Below are 13,835 nucleotides of genomic sequence, written 5' to 3'. Positions count from 1 at the left end.
CTCCTTGTGCTCAAACGGTTCAAACGGTTTCGGCCGTGCCCAGAATCGCCGTGGCCTGGCTCGAGAGCGTGCCGCCATTGCCATGGCAGACGGCGGTGCGTGCGCGCGCCAGTTGGCGCTGTCCGGCTTGTCCACGCAACTGGCGCACGGCCTCGATCAGCGTGAAGATGCCGTACATGCCGGGATGCACGCACGAGAGGCCGCCGCCGTTGGTGTTGACCGCCAGCCGTCCGCCCGGCGCGATCGCGCCGTTCTGAACGAACGCGCCGCCTTCGCCCTTCTTGCAGAAGCCTAGGTCTTCGAGGAACAGGATGGTGTTGATGGTGAAGGCATCGTAGAGCTGGGCCATGTCCATGTCCTTGGCGGCGAGGCCGGCCATCGCGAAGGCCTGCGGGCCCGACTGTGCGGCCGCGGTGGTCGTGAGGTCGGGCATGCAGGAGATCTGCCGGTTCCAGCAGGCCGTGGCGCTTCCGAGCACATGGATGGGTGGCTGCTTGAGATCGCGGGCGCGGTCGGCGCGGGTCAGTACGATCGCGCCCGCGCCGTCGGTGACCAGACAGCAGTCGCGCACGCCGAGCGGGCTCGCGACGCGGCGGGATTTCAGCACGTCATCGATGGACAGCGGATCGCGCATGAAGGCTTCCGGGTTCTGCTGTGCCCAACCGCGTGCGGCCACGGCCACCTCGGCCAATTGCTCGCGCGTGGTGCCGAATTCGTGCATGTGCCGTGCGGCGGCGAGCGCGTAGGCCGTCACGGGCAACACGGGCTCAAACGGATGCTCGTAGGGCTGCGGGTCCATGAAGCGGCGTGCCGCGATGCTCTCCTTGCGACCGAACGCGGCCGAGCGCTGCGCGCTGCCGTAGCAGATCAGCACCGCATTGCATTGCCCCGCATGGAGCGCGCGCACGGCGGGCAGCAGGTGAGCGATGAAACTGCTGCCGCCCACCATCGTGCCGTCCACATAGGTCGGGTTGATGCCAAGATGCTCAATCACCGGCATGGTCCACATGCCGGAGTTCACGCTGCAGGTGGCGAGGCCGTCAATGTCCTGCATGGTCAGGCCCGCGTCGGTCACTGCGGCATGGGCGGCGCGCACGAGCAGGGTCATGTCGTCCATGCCGGGGGATTCACCGCAGCCGTATGTGGCGGCTCCTGCGATGGCTACGCTGCCGCGCAGATGGCGGTTGGCCTTGGCTGCGTCGAGATGCGACTGGGGAATGCTCATGCTGCGCTCCCTTCAGCACCGGTTTCAACGCCGGATGACGCATCGGCGGGATGGAACAGCACCAGGCCGCGCCCGTCGCGCTGCGCCACATGGGCCTGCACGCGCTGGCCGATGCGGACCTCATCGGGCGCAACGAGCTCGACGCGACTCATCATCCTCACGCCCTCGTCGAGATCGATGAGCGCCACGTTGTAGTCGCCCCCTGCGTCAGGCTTGCGGGCGATGGTGCTGGTCGAGTAAACGACGCCGAGGCCACTGGCCCGCACCCACTTGAGCGGGCTGGCGCCGCAGTGCGGACACAGCTCGCGCGGCGTGAAGACGTGTTCGCTGCATTGCGGACACTGCTGAATGCAGAAACGGCCGGCGTCCAGCTCGGCCTGGTAATGCGTCTGTGCGCTCATTTGCATGTGCTGTGTCTCCTGTGTTGTGTGACCGGTGCTTCGTTCATTGTCCCAGCATGCCTGTCAGGGGAGGAGCCAGCAATTCGGCATTCTGAAAGGGAGGCTTCTCGCGGCTGTGGAATGTTCCCTCTGGCGGATTCTGCGTCGCTTTGCACTGCGTGTTAACCCGGCTTCATTCGCGCTGAAGCCGCGCTTTCACAACCGCGCATAGGCACCCGGCAGCGGCGAGAACTAGCATCCGACGCGGCTCCCATACCGGTTTGGAAGGCGGTGGGAGCGGACTCTTGCTTCCTCATGCCACAAGTTCACAGGAGACAACGGATGCGTTCCAGATTCATGCGGTTTCTACAGGCGGGCGCGCTGGCCTGCACCAGTGTCGGAGGTGCGGCGCAGGCCGCCGGGATTTCCGACGATGTGGTGAAAATCGGCGTGCTCAGCGACATGAGCGGGCTCTATGCCGACACGGCGGGCCGGGGCTCGGTGGAGGCGGCACGCATGGCGATCCAGGATTTTGGAGGAACGGTGCTGGGCAAGAAGATCGAACTGGTCTTTGCGGACCACCAGAACAAGGCCGACGTGGGCGCGACGGCCGCGCGCAACTGGTTCGACCGCGAGGGTGTGGACCTGATCATGGACCTCAACAATTCCTCGGTCGCGGTGGCGGTCAACAACCTGGCCCGCGAGCGCAACAAGATGGTGATGAACACCGGCGGCGCCTCGGACATCCTCACCAACGAGCATTGCGCCGCGACCAGTATCCACTACACCTATGACAGCTACGCTCTCGGCAACAGCGCGGTGCGCGGCATTCTGGCGCAGGGCAAGAAGGACTGGTTCATCATCGGCGTGGACTACGCGTTCGGCAAGGCGATGACGGCCAATCTCAACGAGTTCGTGGGCGAGGGCGGTGGGCGCATCGTCGGCGCCACCTACCACCCGCTCAACGCCAGCGATTTCTCGTCGTTCCTGCTGCAGGCCCAGTCGTCCAAGGCCTCGGTGATCGCGCTCGCGAACGCCACGGCCGACACGGTCAACACCATCAAGGCTGCCAACGAATTCGGCATCACCAGGAAGCAGACCGTCGTGCCGACCATCATGTTCATCAACGACGTGCACGCGCTCGGGCTCAAGCAGGGTCAGGGCATGGTGTTTGCAACGGGCTTCTACTGGGACCGCACGCCCGAGTCGCGCCAATGGGCGCGGCGCTTCTTTGAGAAGATGAAGAAGATGCCGTCGATGGTGCATGCGGGCGGCTACTCGGCCGTCACGCATTTCCTCATGGCCGTCCAGGCGGCAGGCACCGATGATGGTTTGGCGGTGGCCAAGCAGCTCAAGTCGATGCCGATCTCCGATTTCTTCTCGCAGAACGGCAAGGTGCGCGAGGACGGCCGCATGGTGCATGACATGTACCTCGTCGAGGTGAAGAAGCCCGAGGAATCCCAGTATCCGTGGGACTACTACAAAGTGCTCAAGACCATCCCCGGCGATCAGGCGTTCAAGCCGCTCGCCAAAAGCACCTGCAAGCTGGTGAAAGGTTCAACATGAAGACCCGCGCAGCCGTACTGACCCGCACCGGCGCGCCCGCGCCCTACGCGCAGAGCAAGCCGCTGGAGATCTGGGAGGTGGAACTCGCGCCACCGGGCCCCGGCGAGGTGCTGGTGCGCATTGCCGCCGCCGGGGTCTGCCATTCGGACCTGTCCATCATCAACGGCGACCGCCCACGGGCCACGCCCATCGTGCTCGGGCACGAAGCCTCGGGCGTGATAGAAGCGCTTGGCGAGGGCGTGAATGACATCGCGGTCGGTGACCATGTCGTGCTGCTCTTCGTGCCGGGCTGCGGCAATTGCATGCCCTGCGCCGAAGGGCGTCCCGTGCTGTGTGAACCGGCCGCGCAGGCAGGGATCGCGGGCACGTTGCTCTCGGGTGCAAGGCGCATTTCAAGGAATGGCGAGTCCATTTCGCACTTCGTGGGCGTGTCCGCTTTTGCGGAACACGCGGTCGTGTCGCGGCGCGGCGTGCAGAAGATCGATGAGCTGATCCCGCTGGAAATCGCGGCACTGTTCGGCTGCGCGGTGATGACCGGCGTTGGCGCGGTCGCCAATACGGCCAAGGTACAGCCCGGCGAGAGCGTTGCGGTCGTCGGGCTGGGCGGAGTGGGGCTGTCGGGCGTGATGGGCGCGGTGGCCGCCGGAGCGTCGCGCGTCATTGCCATCGACCTGAACGACGACAAGCTGGCGCATGCCTTGTCGTTCGGCGCGACGCACACCTTCAACGCGAGCGACCCGGAGGTTGTGCAGAAAGTGCGCGACCTGACCGGCGGCGGCGTCGATCACGCATTCGAGATGGTAGGCGCCGCGCCCGCGCTGGAACTGGCTTACCGCGTCACCCGGCGCGGCGGAACCACCATCACCGTGGGCCTGCCCGCCAACGCGCAGGCGATCAGTCTGCCGGTATGGCATCTGGTGGCGGAAGAACGCACGCTCAAAGGCAGTTACATGGGCAGCTGTGTGCCGCGCCGCGATGTGGCACGTTATCTGTCCTTGTACGAGGCGGGACGTCTGCCCGTCGATCAACTGGTCACCGGCATGCTCACGCTCGATGAGATCAACGAGGGCTTTGACCGCCTGGCACGGGGCGAGGCGATTCGGCAGATCATCCGCATGGGGGCATGATGGCTGGACCGTCCATGCAAATGGCGACAAAAATGCGATAGAGAGCTGCCGTGGTGCCTGCATATCCGGTATCGTTCAGCCAACTCCGCAAGTTCGCGGGATACCTTTCCTCAGGTTACCAGTGGAACCAAATCGCCTTGCTTGCAACGTCTGTGGCGCTCTTGCCTTGGAGAGTACGCTGTTGGTCAACGATGGCTCGTGCATGTCGTGCGTCAGAGTTGCGGCCGATAAGGCTCTCTCCGAGTTAAACGATGCTTTGTGGAAGCAATTTGGCGCACTCCATGTTTCGAATCCGCTTGCCTTGCCAAGAAACAAAAGCACCGTCTATCGACAAAGCGTCTTGACGTTCTCGCTTGGCGTCGCAGAAGCGTTTGACGAGTTGAAGTTGGCACGGGTCAATCTTCTGGAGAGATACCGCCAGAGTCCCGAACACTTCTACATCGCTGCGATCGATCTCACAGAAACTGGAAACCAGTTTGTACAAGCCCACTTCAATACATGGTTGGCCAAAACAGATCGGTGGAAGCCAGAGTCTCGCACAGTCAAGAAATTCAAGGAGAGCCTCGCAAAAGAACTCAAGGCATTCAAGGCTATGTGAAGCGATGGCGCTCGTTGACGGACAGCCCGTCGCGTTCATGAAGGCCCCGATGGTCGATTGCTACTTGTCTTTTGGAGTTGCGCGCCCGGTGATTCGGCGAACGATGTCAACGATTTTGCGCATGAGCGCACCTGCGGACAGCTCCCTCGCTTCATGATCGGGGTTGGGTCCGAAAGGCGGAAGCGGTGGAAACTCCCCGTACTCGCGTTGCAGGTCAAGCAGCGCCTCGCTTGATGTCTTGAAGGCGAGCGCATTTGCCGCGGCCTGATGCTCTGGGCAAAACCACTCCGAACCGCTGGAATGTCCCATCATCCCTTCTTCCAAGGGAACGTAGTCAGAAAAATACACCAAATCCCCGCCTTTCTCCTTGTGAAAATCTCTGTGACAGAGAAAGCAATATGGCGGCTTCATGGGGGATTTTTCCAACTTGCTGGCTGAGGGGCTTCATTTGCGCTTCTTGGGCGCAGCCTTGGCGGGGCCTGCTGCCGCGAACTCATTGCAGGTGGAGACAATCTTGGACCAGGTGGCGGCCATGTGGTCGTCACGTTCCTTTTCGCTCAAGCCGTTGTAGGGTTTGGCGTTCAGCAACTCCGAAAGTTGGGCGACTGCCTTGTCACGCACGGTATTGGATTCGAGCCATTGGCCCACGTATTCCTTGCCTGCGGTCTGCTTGGCCAGCTCCTTGTAGTCGACCGGTTTGGGCACGCCGGTCAGAGGCTTGCCGTCCGCGCCTTGTGTGTACATGTACAGGAGCAATGCGTGCGAGTTGCAGAGAATCATCGAGTCGGCAAATTCCCGCTGCGCCGGGGTCATCTCGGCCAAGACCGGGGCGGTTGAGCCAGCGAGAAGCAGCGAGAGGGCGAGGGAGCGGAGTGAAAACGGAAACGTCATGAGAGCACATTGTGCATGGCTCATGATGGCGCGGGCTGTTCAGCTCGCCGTGATTTCCGCCGCCTTGATCACCTTGGCCCATTTTTCGATTTCCGAGCGCAGGCGTTTCTTCATCTGATCTTGCGTTCCGGGATCGGCTTCGGCACCGGCCTCGAACAGTTTCTGGCGCACGGCGGGGTCATTCATCACGGCGTTGAAATCGCGGTTGCGCTTTTCCTGAATCGGCTTGGGCGTCTCGGCCGGTGCGAGGAGTGCGACCCATGGTCGGTTCAATCCACCACGATGCCCTGAGTGACGGTGGCCCACATCGCGCGTTCCTTGGCGGCGCGGTCGGCGAGCTTGCGGGACTCGCCGGTCCATTCGTCGTAGCCCAGTTCCTTGAGCCTCTTGGAGAGATCGGGCTGTTTGAGCGCAGCGTTCACCGCCTTGTTGAGCTTGGCGGTCAGCTCGGGGGACATGCCTTTGGGGCCGTAGATGCCGTACCAGCCGCCGACGTCAAAGTCCTTGAGCGCGGCGATGCCCGACTCGGCCACGGTGGGCACCTCGGGAAGCAGGGCGTTGCGCTGTGGTGAGGTGACGGCGATCGCGCGCACCTTTTTGCTCGCGATGAAGCCGCTCGCCGTGCTGATGATGTCCATCATCATGCTGATCTGGCCGCCGATCACGTCCGTCATTGCCGGTGCGTTGCCCTTGTAGGGAATGTGGTTGAGCTCCACGCCGCTGCGTCTGGCGAGCAGCAGCATGCCGAGGTGGTTGGAGCCGCCCACGCCGGCGGAGCCGTAACTCAGCGTGCCGGGATGGGTCTTGGCGTAGTCCACCAGCTCTGCGGCCGTCTTGAAGGGCTGGTCGTTGTTCACCACGAGCACGTTGTAGTAGCTGAGCACGGGCGACACCGGAGTCAGATCCTTGGCCGGATCGAACGGCATCTTGGTCATCACGTTGGGGCTGATGGTGACCGTGGGACTGGCGGCGAACCAGAGCAGCAGCCCATCGGGCTTGCCGCGCGAGACCTCGGCGGCGGCGACGGTGGCATTGGCGCCGGGCTTGTTCTCGACGATGACGGGCGTGCCCAGTTCCCTGGAAAGGGCGGCGCCGACCAGCCGCGCGCCCTGATCGACCGGGCCGCCGGCGGCATAACCCACGAGCAGTCGCACGGATGGCGCCTCTTGCGCGGCGGCGGGCAGGGCGCTTGCGCCGATGGTGGCGACGGCGGCCCATGCCAGTTGGTGCAAGGCCGATCTACGGGGGATGATTCGCATGGGTTTGGCTCCGAAATGGGATGGGAGAGTCAACAGCAGCGCTCGCATGGTGCGGCGTCCCGTGCGCGCTGTGAATCTGCTTTTGCGGAAGTCGGGGTTCACGCGTTCCGGCAGAGGGTTTGCCCCGATGGGCATTCGCTCACTTGGCGGGCCTGTCCCAGTCGAACAGCAGCGGCTGCTTGTCGCGAAAGCGCTGCACGGCCCGCTGGTGGTATTCGGAGCCACGGCACATGGTCTGAGCGTAGGCCTCGAGTTCGGACATCGCACGCGCATCCAGCTCAAAGGCCTGATTCATGATCGTCTTGGCCATGCCGATGGCAGGTGTGGACGCCACTTTGAAGCGCGTGGCAAGCGCCTGCGCAGCGGTTTGCAGGGCGGGACCATCCTCGTGAATCTCGTAGACGATGCCAAGTTCTCTGGCCTCGGCCGCGCCGAGCGTGCGCGCGGTGAAGACCAGTTCCTTGGCGCGCTGCTGGCCGACGATGCGCGGCAGAAGCTGCATTGCGCCCAGATCGGGAATCAGCCCGATGCGCCCAAACACCGCACAGAATTGGGCGCGTTTGCTCGCGAGAATGAAATCCGCCGCGAGCGCGATGCTGAACCCCGCGCCGAACGCCGGTCCATCCACCGCCGCGATCACCGGCTTCTGCAGATTCACCAGCTCGGGAAACCATTGGTGCAGTGCACGGATGCGCTCGCGCCATGGCAGTCCGCTTTCGTTGGACTGCACCATCTGGATCACGTCGCCGCCCGAGCAGAACGCGCCTCCGGCACCCGTGATGATGACGGCCTGCACGCTCTCGTCGTCGCGCATCTGCACGACGGCGGCTGCGATGCCCTGCCGCATGTCCTTGCTCAGCGCATTGCGCGCCTCGGGACGGTTGAGGGTAATGGTGCCGATGCCGTCTTGCACATGGGTCAGTACGGGGGGATTGTTCATGGGCGCTTGTCTCCTTTGGGGGTATTGAGGGGACTCAGAGCGTGTTTACGATCTCGTCGCGAGGATGTGCAACGCAGCAGACCGCCCGAGGCCGCGCCTGCAAGACCGTGTGGAGATCGTCGACACGCTCTCAGTTCAATTCGGCGAATCCGTGGCTCAGGACCACTTTGTCACGCTCCAGAACGCGGGCGCGCAACTGCAGTTGCGTGGGCTGTCCGGACATCCGCCAGATCTCCGTGATCAGCGTTTCGCCCGGATAGACCGGAGCGGCGAAGCGGATGTCCAGCGCCTTGAGACGCGTGGGATCGTTGCCCGCACATTGCCGCAGAATCGCGCAGGTGACCAAACCGTAGCTCGCAAGCCCATGCAGGATGGGGCGCTCAAATCCTGCTGCCCGCGCGACGGCGGGCTCGGCGTGCAGCGGGTTGTAGTCCCCAAGCAGACGATAGAGCAGCGCTGCCTCGGGGCGCGTGGCCTGAGTGTCGGTGAAGTCAGGGGGGCGGTCGTCGGGCGTGGGCGAGAGGGGGGGCAGCGGCGGGTCGCTGGGCTGGCCGCCCGCTTGCTGGCTGTAGCCGCCGTCGCCGCGCAGAAATGTCATGCCCTGAAGCGTGGCGAGCAGCTCGCCTTGCTTGGTTTCGATGCGGCGTTCGCTCACGAGGATCGCTCCCTTGCCTTCACCCTTGTCGGTGAGATGCGTGACGCGCGTGTGGCCGACGACCTCGGCGCTCGCGGGCAACGGGCGGTGGATGCGCATGCGCTGTTCGCCGTGCAGCAGCTTCACCCAATCGATGCCGGTATCGCTCTCGCGTGCCCAGAATCCCGGATAGCCAAGCACGACGGCGAGCGAGGGCAGGGCGCGCAGCCCTCCCTTCGCACCTTCATAGACGAAAGGCAGAGCGCTCTCGTCGACCGGATCGTTGCCGAGTCCGAGACTGAGCGCATACAGCATGGTGTCGCGCTCGGCGTAATGCTGATGCTGGGGCGGGAAGGGGCGATGCTTGAGGTGCGCGTAGCTGATGGCCATGCTGCTGCGCTCCTTCAGATCGGATCCCAACTGAACACATCTCCAGAGCGTTCCAGCTCGAAGAAAGAGGATTGCAGGGCCGGCATTCCGTGCTCGGCGATGCTTTGCGGCGTCCAGCCCTCGCTGCGGTGGATGCCGCGCACCGGGCGCGGCTGGCTCATGAGGAAGATCTCGTTGTTGCGCACGGCGAAGACCTGCGCGTTCACGTCCTTGGCCGCGTCGGACAGCAGATAGACCGCCAGCGGCGCGATCTTGTTGGGCGTCATCTGCTGGATCTTGGCGACGCGCGCCTGCTGCTCGGGCGTGTCGGTGGGGATCGAGCCGATCATGCGGCTCCAGGCGAAGGGAGCGATGCAGTTGGAGCGCACGTTGAACTTCTGCATGTCGAGCGCGATGCTCTTGGAGAGCGCGGTGAGGGCGAGCTTGGCCGCGCTGTAGTTGGCCTGGCCGAAATTGCCGATGAGGCCCGAGGTCGACGTCATGTGCACGAAGGCGCCACTTTCCTGTTCCTTGAAATGCGTGGCGGCGGCGCGGCTCATGTAGTAGCTGCCGTAGAGGTGAACCTTGATCACCGCATCCCATTCATCGAGGCTCATCTTGTGGAAGAAGCGGTCGCGCAGAATGCCCGCGTTGTTGACCACGCCGTCGATTTTTCCAAAGCTGTCGACCGCGCATTCGACGATGCGCGCGGCGCTGGCCGATTCGGAGACGCTGTCGGTGTTGGCTACCGCCTCTCCTCCGGCGGCCTTGATTTCGGCAACCACCTTGTGGGCCGGTCCGTCGTCCGTTCCCTCGCCATTCGTCGAGGTGCCGATGTCGTTGACCACGACTTTGGCGCCCTCGGCCGCGAGCGCCAGCGCCATGTCGCGTCCGATGCCGCCTCCCGACCCGGTGACCACGACGATTTTGCCTTCCATCATTTTCTGTGCCATTGCTTGTCTTCCTTGGATGCCTGTGAAAAGTGGAGTCCAAGCATGCCCCCAAAGCCCGAGCACAGCCATTCGAGAATCAGAAGGCCGGGGTTTTTCCAGCTGAAAGCAGATCAGGTGTTGAGGCGACGTTTTCGGGTGAAAATGCGGAAAATTCGGACTGAAAGGCAAGCTGTGGCTGAAAGCGTTGATTGCGTGGTGATAGGGGCGGGCGTCGTCGGTCTTGCTGTGGCCCGGGCGCTGGCCCTGCAGGGGCGCGAAGTGCTGGTGCTTGAGGCCGCGAACGCGATTGGCACGGAGACCTCGTCACGCAACAGCGAGGTGATCCACGCGGGCATCTACTATGCGCAGGGCTCGCTCAAGGCGCGGCTGTGCGTGCGCGGCAAGGACATGCTCTACGCGTATTGCGGCGAGCGCGGAATCGCCCACCGCCGCTGCGGCAAACTGATCGTGGCGACTTCGGAGCAGCAGCGAGCCAAGCTCGACAGCATCGCCCGGCACGCTGCCGCCAACGGCGTGCACGACATGCAATGGCTCTCCGCCGACGAGGCGCGCGCGCTCGAGCCCTCGCTGCACTGCGTGGCCGCCTTGCTTTCGCCGAGCACCGGCATCGTGGACAGCCACGGCCTCATGCTCTCGCTGCTGGGCGACGTCGAAAACCATGGCGGCGCGCTCGCTTTGCAGTCGCCCGTTTCCGGTGCCGAATGCCGACCTGATGGCATTCTGGTGCGAGCGGTCGATGGCACGGAGCTGCTGGCGAACACGGTGGTCAATGCCGCAGGTCTGCATGCACCGGACCTCGCGCGCCGATTTGTGGGACTTGCGCCCGAGCATGTGCCGAAGGCCTTCTACGCCAAAGGCAACTATTTCACGCTGGGCGGCAAGGCGCCGTTCACGCATCTGATCTACCCGGTACCGGAAGCGGCGGGGCTCGGCGTTCATCTGACGCTCGACCTCGGCGGGCAGGCCAAGTTCGGCCCCGATGTGCAGTGGGTGGACGGGCCGGGCGATCTGGTGGTGGATCCCGCACGCGGCGAGGCCTTCTATGGCGAGGTGCGCAAATACTGGCCGGACCTGCCGGACGGTTCCCTGTCGGCAGGCTATGCGGGCATACGACCCAAGATCAGCGGCCCCGAGGACGCGGCGGCCGATTTCGTGATCCAGGGCCCGCAGGTGCATGGCATCGCCGGGTTGGTGAATCTCTTCGGCATCGAGTCGCCGGGACTGACCAGCTCTTTGGCCATCGGCGAGCACGTGGCGCAGCTTTTGAAAGCTTGAGAGCTTCCCGACGACCTCCACGCGGTCTTGCAGGCGCGGCCTCAGGACGTTCTGCTGCGTCGCCAATCCTCGCGCTGAGATCGTCAACAGGCTCTTGCACATTCCGGCCAGCCGCGCACTCGCCCCGCAGCGTGCTTTGGAATTGGTAGCATCAAAGGGCTTGTAGAGGCTAAGATGTGGTCTGGACCTACAAGGTCGGACATGGCTTGCGTTTATCTTTGTTCCAACTGTTAACCATCAGGAAGAGGCTTTGAATATGAGTATCGCATCGGAAAAAATCGCCAGCGCACAACAAGATCTGGAGCAACTCGTGGGTGACCTGCGCGGTCTGCTCGCCAGCAAGGATCTGGACAGCGTTCCTGAAATCCGCCAGCTGCGCAAGCGTCTGGACGACAGCATGTACACCGTGCGCGATTCCGCCGTGCGCGCCGCGCAGGAAGCGGCCTACCAGGCCAAGGAAGCGGCTCGCGTGGCCAACAACTACGCGCACGACGAGCCATGGCGCGTCGCCAGCGCCGCGCTGGCAGTGGGCGCTCTGGTGGGCTTTCTGCTCGCCCGCCGCTGATCGTTCGAGCCGTTGATTCACTGCAGGAGTGCGGCACGCAGGCCGCGCTTTTGCAGATTCCATAACAACCAGAGAGGCAAGCGCGCGCATGAATCTGATTGCACTGCTCGGATTGGAGGGACTCGCCGCGCGTTGGCGAGCCAACGTGATCGAGGGCGCCATCGCGGTCGAGGACCGTATCGAGCTGGCCGGCATGGAGTGGGCCGACCAGAAGCGCAGACTCGTGATGCTCGCCGTGCTGGGCATCATCGCCGGTGGCCTCACGGTGATCGCTCTGATCATGCTGTCGCTGGCGATTCTGGTGAACTACTGGGACACGCCCAGCCGCGCCACCGTGGGCTGGCTGCTGGCTGGTGGCTGGATGCTGCTGTGGGTGATCGTGCTCATCTCGCTGGTGACGATCGCCAAGCGCGCGGGCAACGCCTTCGCATTGACCAAGCGTGTGCTCGCGCAAGATTGGCAGCAAGTCAAGGATCGCCTGTGATGAGCAACACCCAAAACACCACTCCCACCTCCAAGGCCGTGCGTTCTGCCACCTCGGCCGTCGAGCGCGAGATCAACGCTTCGCTCGCATCCCCCGAACAACTCGCGGTGCTCAAACGCATTGACGCCCAGCGCGACCGCATCCACGCCCGTCAACTGGCCATGCAACAGGCGCGGGCCTTGAAAGCCGACAACGCCGACCGCGTGGACGCTGAAGCTCCTCTGCCGATGCGTTTGCTGGCATTCGCGAAACTGCACCCCATCGCAGTGGCCGTGGCTGTCGGCGCGGCATTGATCGCCGGGCCCGCCAAGCTGATGCGCATAGGCGGCATCGTTCTGCCCATCGTCATGAAGATGCGCAGCGGCAAATAGCGCCATCGGCAAACATCAAAAGCCCATCGAAATATCGATGGGCCTTTTTGTGAATGCGGGCTGTTGAGTTCAGAGCAGCGGGCCAAGAAGCGAGCAGGGCGCTCCATTCCCGACAGGCTCTTGGTCAGGCGCAGAAGCCGCAAATCAGCGCTTCATCGCCTTGATGGCCTGAGCAGCCTGGCCAACGAGTTCGGGGCCCTTGTAAATCAGACCGGTGTAGATCTGCACCACATCAGCCCCCGCGCGAATCTTGCTCACGGCGTCCTGGGGACTCAGGATGCCGCCGACGCCAATGATCGGATAGCCGCTGCCCAGTTGCGCGCGCAGTTGCGAGATCACGCGGTTGCTCGCTTCAAGCACCGGCGCACCGCTCAAGCCACCGGTCTCCTCGCTGTGCTGCATGCCCTTGACGGCTTCGCGGCTGATCGTGGTGTTGGTCGCGATCACGCCGTCCATGCCTTGGCGCTGGAGCGTCGCGGCGATCAGGCGGACCTGGTCCTCGTCCAGATCGGGCGCGATCTTCACGAAGATCGGCACTCGGCGGCCGTGCTGGGTCGCGAGCTTTTCGCGGCGCTCGGCAATCGCCGAGAGCAGGGCGTCCAGCGCCTCGTCGCTCTGCAGTTCACGCAGATTCTTGGTGTTGGGCGAGCTGATGTTGACGGTCACGTAGTCGGCATGCGGATACACGCCTTCGAGGCAGATCAGATAGTCGCTGGTGGCGTTCTCGATGGGCGTGGCGGCGTTCTTGCCGATGTTCAGACCGAGCAGCATGGGCTTGCCCTGGGCGCGGGTCTGGGATTTCTTCACGTTGGCGATGAACGCGTCCAGACCTTCGTTGTTGAAGCCCAGGCGGTTGATCAGCGCGTTGGCCTGCGGCAGACGGAACATGCGCGGCTTGGGGTTGCCGGGCTGGCCCTTGGGCGTCACGGTGCCGACTTCGACAAAGCCGAAGCCCATCGCGGCAAGTCCGTCGATCACGCGGGCGTTCTTGTCCAGACCGGCGGCCATGCCCACGCGGTTGGGGAACTTCAACCCTGCGAGCTCAATGGGATCGCTCACCATCTGGTTGCACCATGCCCACGACAACGGCGTGCGCTGGCCCTTGGCGAGCATGTCCATCGTGAGTTCATGGGCCTTTTCCGGGTCCATGTTGAAGAGAATTGGGCGAGCGAAAGCGTAGGGTAGTAAAGACATTGGG

The 13,835-nt window shown here is 63.7% G+C and carries 17 protein-coding genes; 7 read left to right on the top strand and 10 right to left on the bottom strand.

Features of this window, described 5'->3' with window-relative positions; genetic code table 11:
- Positions 1 to 19: 19 nt before the first annotated feature.
- On the bottom strand, positions 20 to 1,225 hold the full coding sequence (locus ISG32_RS20905) for a thiolase (RefSeq protein ID WP_194772967.1): 1,206 nt from the start codon (positions 1,223 to 1,225) through the stop codon (positions 20 to 22).
- Positions 1,222 to 1,632 carry a Zn-ribbon domain-containing OB-fold protein gene (locus ISG32_RS20900; RefSeq protein WP_194772966.1) on the bottom strand — a complete coding sequence of 137 codons (411 nt, stop codon included), beginning with the start codon at positions 1,630 to 1,632 and terminating at the stop codon, positions 1,222 to 1,224. The genes ISG32_RS20905 and ISG32_RS20900 overlap by 4 nt, the downstream gene beginning before the upstream one ends.
- A 315-nt stretch (positions 1,633 to 1,947) precedes the next feature.
- On the opposite strand from ISG32_RS20900, the gene ISG32_RS20895 reads away from it, so the two are divergent.
- From ISG32_RS20895 to ISG32_RS20885, 3 genes are all read left to right on the top strand, one after another.
- Positions 1,948 to 3,171, top strand: a complete 1,224-nt coding sequence (locus ISG32_RS20895) for an ABC transporter substrate-binding protein (RefSeq protein WP_194772965.1) — start codon at positions 1,948 to 1,950, stop codon at positions 3,169 to 3,171.
- Entirely contained in the window at positions 3,168 to 4,298 is a 1,131-nt protein-coding gene (locus tag ISG32_RS20890) for a zinc-dependent alcohol dehydrogenase family protein (RefSeq protein WP_194772964.1), read from the top strand. Before ISG32_RS20895 ends, ISG32_RS20890 begins: the two co-directional genes overlap by 4 nt.
- Positions 4,299 to 4,479: 181 nt before the next feature.
- On the top strand, positions 4,480 to 4,896 hold the full coding sequence (locus ISG32_RS20885) for a hypothetical protein (RefSeq protein WP_194772963.1): 417 nt from the start codon (positions 4,480 to 4,482) through the stop codon (positions 4,894 to 4,896).
- A 60-nt stretch (positions 4,897 to 4,956) separates the two neighbouring features.
- On the opposite strand, the gene ISG32_RS20880 is transcribed toward ISG32_RS20885, so the two are convergent.
- The 7 genes from ISG32_RS20880 to ISG32_RS20850 form a co-directional block, all read right to left on the bottom strand.
- On the bottom strand, positions 4,957 to 5,307 hold the full coding sequence (locus ISG32_RS20880) for a hypothetical protein (protein ID WP_194772962.1): 351 nt from the start codon (positions 5,305 to 5,307) through the stop codon (positions 4,957 to 4,959).
- Between the two features lie 33 nt (positions 5,308 to 5,340).
- Positions 5,341 to 5,640 (bottom strand): hypothetical protein, encoded by a 300-nt coding sequence (locus tag ISG32_RS20875; protein ID WP_194772961.1) that lies wholly within the window; start codon positions 5,638 to 5,640, stop codon positions 5,341 to 5,343.
- Positions 5,641 to 5,826: 186 nt separating this feature from the next.
- Complete coding sequence (locus ISG32_RS20870; protein ID WP_267254045.1) at positions 5,827 to 6,060, bottom strand: tripartite tricarboxylate transporter substrate-binding protein; 234 nt, start codon at positions 6,058 to 6,060, stop codon at positions 5,827 to 5,829.
- Entirely contained in the window at positions 6,057 to 7,046 is a 990-nt protein-coding gene (locus ISG32_RS20865; RefSeq protein WP_194772959.1) for a Bug family tripartite tricarboxylate transporter substrate binding protein, read from the bottom strand. Before ISG32_RS20865 ends, ISG32_RS20870 begins: the two co-directional genes overlap by 4 nt.
- A 139-nt stretch (positions 7,047 to 7,185) precedes the next feature.
- A complete protein-coding gene (locus tag ISG32_RS20860) occupies positions 7,186 to 7,986 on the bottom strand; it encodes an enoyl-CoA hydratase/isomerase family protein (RefSeq protein ID WP_194772958.1) in 801 nt (266 codons plus the stop codon).
- 130 nt (positions 7,987 to 8,116) lie between these two features.
- On the bottom strand, positions 8,117 to 9,010 hold the full coding sequence (locus ISG32_RS20855) for a MaoC/PaaZ C-terminal domain-containing protein (RefSeq protein WP_194772957.1): 894 nt from the start codon (positions 9,008 to 9,010) through the stop codon (positions 8,117 to 8,119).
- A 14-nt stretch (positions 9,011 to 9,024) separates the two neighbouring features.
- Positions 9,025 to 9,942 carry an SDR family NAD(P)-dependent oxidoreductase gene (locus tag ISG32_RS20850; RefSeq protein ID WP_194772956.1) on the bottom strand — a complete coding sequence of 306 codons (918 nt, stop codon included), beginning with the start codon at positions 9,940 to 9,942 and terminating at the stop codon, positions 9,025 to 9,027.
- A gap of 171 nt (positions 9,943 to 10,113) precedes the next feature.
- Between ISG32_RS20850 and ISG32_RS20845 the strand changes: the two genes are divergently transcribed.
- The 4 genes from ISG32_RS20845 (at position 10,114) to ISG32_RS20830 (ending at position 12,637) form a co-directional block, all read left to right on the top strand.
- The gene (locus ISG32_RS20845) at positions 10,114 to 11,217 is read left to right on the top strand and encodes an NAD(P)/FAD-dependent oxidoreductase (protein ID WP_194772955.1); all 1,104 of its coding nucleotides are present in this window, start codon (positions 10,114 to 10,116) and stop codon (positions 11,215 to 11,217) included.
- 256 nt (positions 11,218 to 11,473) lie between these two features.
- Positions 11,474 to 11,782, top strand: coding sequence for a DUF883 family protein (locus tag ISG32_RS20840; protein ID WP_194772954.1), 309 nt, complete (start codon positions 11,474 to 11,476; stop codon positions 11,780 to 11,782).
- A gap of 88 nt (positions 11,783 to 11,870) precedes the next feature.
- Complete coding sequence (locus ISG32_RS20835; protein ID WP_194772953.1) at positions 11,871 to 12,266, top strand: phage holin family protein; 396 nt, start codon at positions 11,871 to 11,873, stop codon at positions 12,264 to 12,266.
- A complete protein-coding gene (locus tag ISG32_RS20830; protein ID WP_228529986.1) occupies positions 12,266 to 12,637 on the top strand; it encodes a hypothetical protein in 372 nt (123 codons plus the stop codon). The genes ISG32_RS20835 and ISG32_RS20830 overlap by 1 nt, the downstream gene beginning before the upstream one ends.
- A gap of 144 nt (positions 12,638 to 12,781) precedes the next feature.
- Here the strand turns inward: ISG32_RS20830 and ISG32_RS20825 are convergent, their stop codons facing one another.
- The gene (locus ISG32_RS20825; RefSeq protein WP_194772952.1) at positions 12,782 to 13,831 is read right to left on the bottom strand and encodes a quinone-dependent dihydroorotate dehydrogenase; all 1,050 of its coding nucleotides are present in this window, start codon (positions 13,829 to 13,831) and stop codon (positions 12,782 to 12,784) included.
- Positions 13,832 to 13,835: the final 4 nt, after the last annotated feature.

The sequence above is a fragment of the Diaphorobacter caeni genome, from assembly GCF_015354245.1.
In the GTDB taxonomy this organism is placed as follows: Bacteria; Pseudomonadota; Gammaproteobacteria; order Burkholderiales; family Burkholderiaceae_C; genus Diaphorobacter_A; species Diaphorobacter_A caeni.
The sequence above is the reverse complement of the archived record's forward strand: the minus strand, read 5'-3'. Positions and strand labels throughout refer to the sequence as shown.

What these genes read in the sequence shown, in the direction of transcription:
- ISG32_RS20905 (WP_194772967.1), bottom strand. Translation starts at nt 1,225, where the DNA reads ATGAGCATTCCCCAGTCGCATCTCGACGCAGCCAAGGCCAACCGCCAT.
- ISG32_RS20900 (WP_194772966.1), bottom strand. Translation starts at nt 1,632, where the DNA reads ATGCAAATGAGCGCACAGACGCATTACCAGGCCGAGCTGGACGCCGGC.
- ISG32_RS20895 (WP_194772965.1), top strand. Translation starts at nt 1,948, where the DNA reads ATGCGTTCCAGATTCATGCGGTTTCTACAGGCGGGCGCGCTGGCCTGC.
- ISG32_RS20890 (WP_194772964.1), top strand. Translation starts at nt 3,168, where the DNA reads ATGAAGACCCGCGCAGCCGTACTGACCCGCACCGGCGCGCCCGCGCCC.
- ISG32_RS20880 (WP_194772962.1), bottom strand. Translation starts at nt 5,307, where the DNA reads ATGAAGCCGCCATATTGCTTTCTCTGTCACAGAGATTTTCACAAGGAG.
- ISG32_RS20875 (WP_194772961.1), bottom strand. Translation starts at nt 5,640, where the DNA reads ATGTACACACAAGGCGCGGACGGCAAGCCTCTGACCGGCGTGCCCAAA.
- ISG32_RS20865 (WP_194772959.1), bottom strand. Translation starts at nt 7,046, where the DNA reads ATGCGAATCATCCCCCGTAGATCGGCCTTGCACCAACTGGCATGGGCC.
- ISG32_RS20860 (WP_194772958.1), bottom strand. Translation starts at nt 7,986, where the DNA reads ATGAACAATCCCCCCGTACTGACCCATGTGCAAGACGGCATCGGCACC.
- ISG32_RS20855 (WP_194772957.1), bottom strand. Translation starts at nt 9,010, where the DNA reads ATGGCCATCAGCTACGCGCACCTCAAGCATCGCCCCTTCCCGCCCCAG.
- ISG32_RS20850 (WP_194772956.1), bottom strand. Translation starts at nt 9,942, where the DNA reads ATGGCACAGAAAATGATGGAAGGCAAAATCGTCGTGGTCACCGGGTCG.
- ISG32_RS20840 (WP_194772954.1), top strand. Translation starts at nt 11,474, where the DNA reads ATGAGTATCGCATCGGAAAAAATCGCCAGCGCACAACAAGATCTGGAG.
- ISG32_RS20835 (WP_194772953.1), top strand. Translation starts at nt 11,871, where the DNA reads ATGAATCTGATTGCACTGCTCGGATTGGAGGGACTCGCCGCGCGTTGG.
- ISG32_RS20830 (WP_228529986.1), top strand. Translation starts at nt 12,266, where the DNA reads ATGAGCAACACCCAAAACACCACTCCCACCTCCAAGGCCGTGCGTTCT.
- ISG32_RS20825 (WP_194772952.1), bottom strand. Translation starts at nt 13,831, where the DNA reads ATGTCTTTACTACCCTACGCTTTCGCTCGCCCAATTCTCTTCAACATG.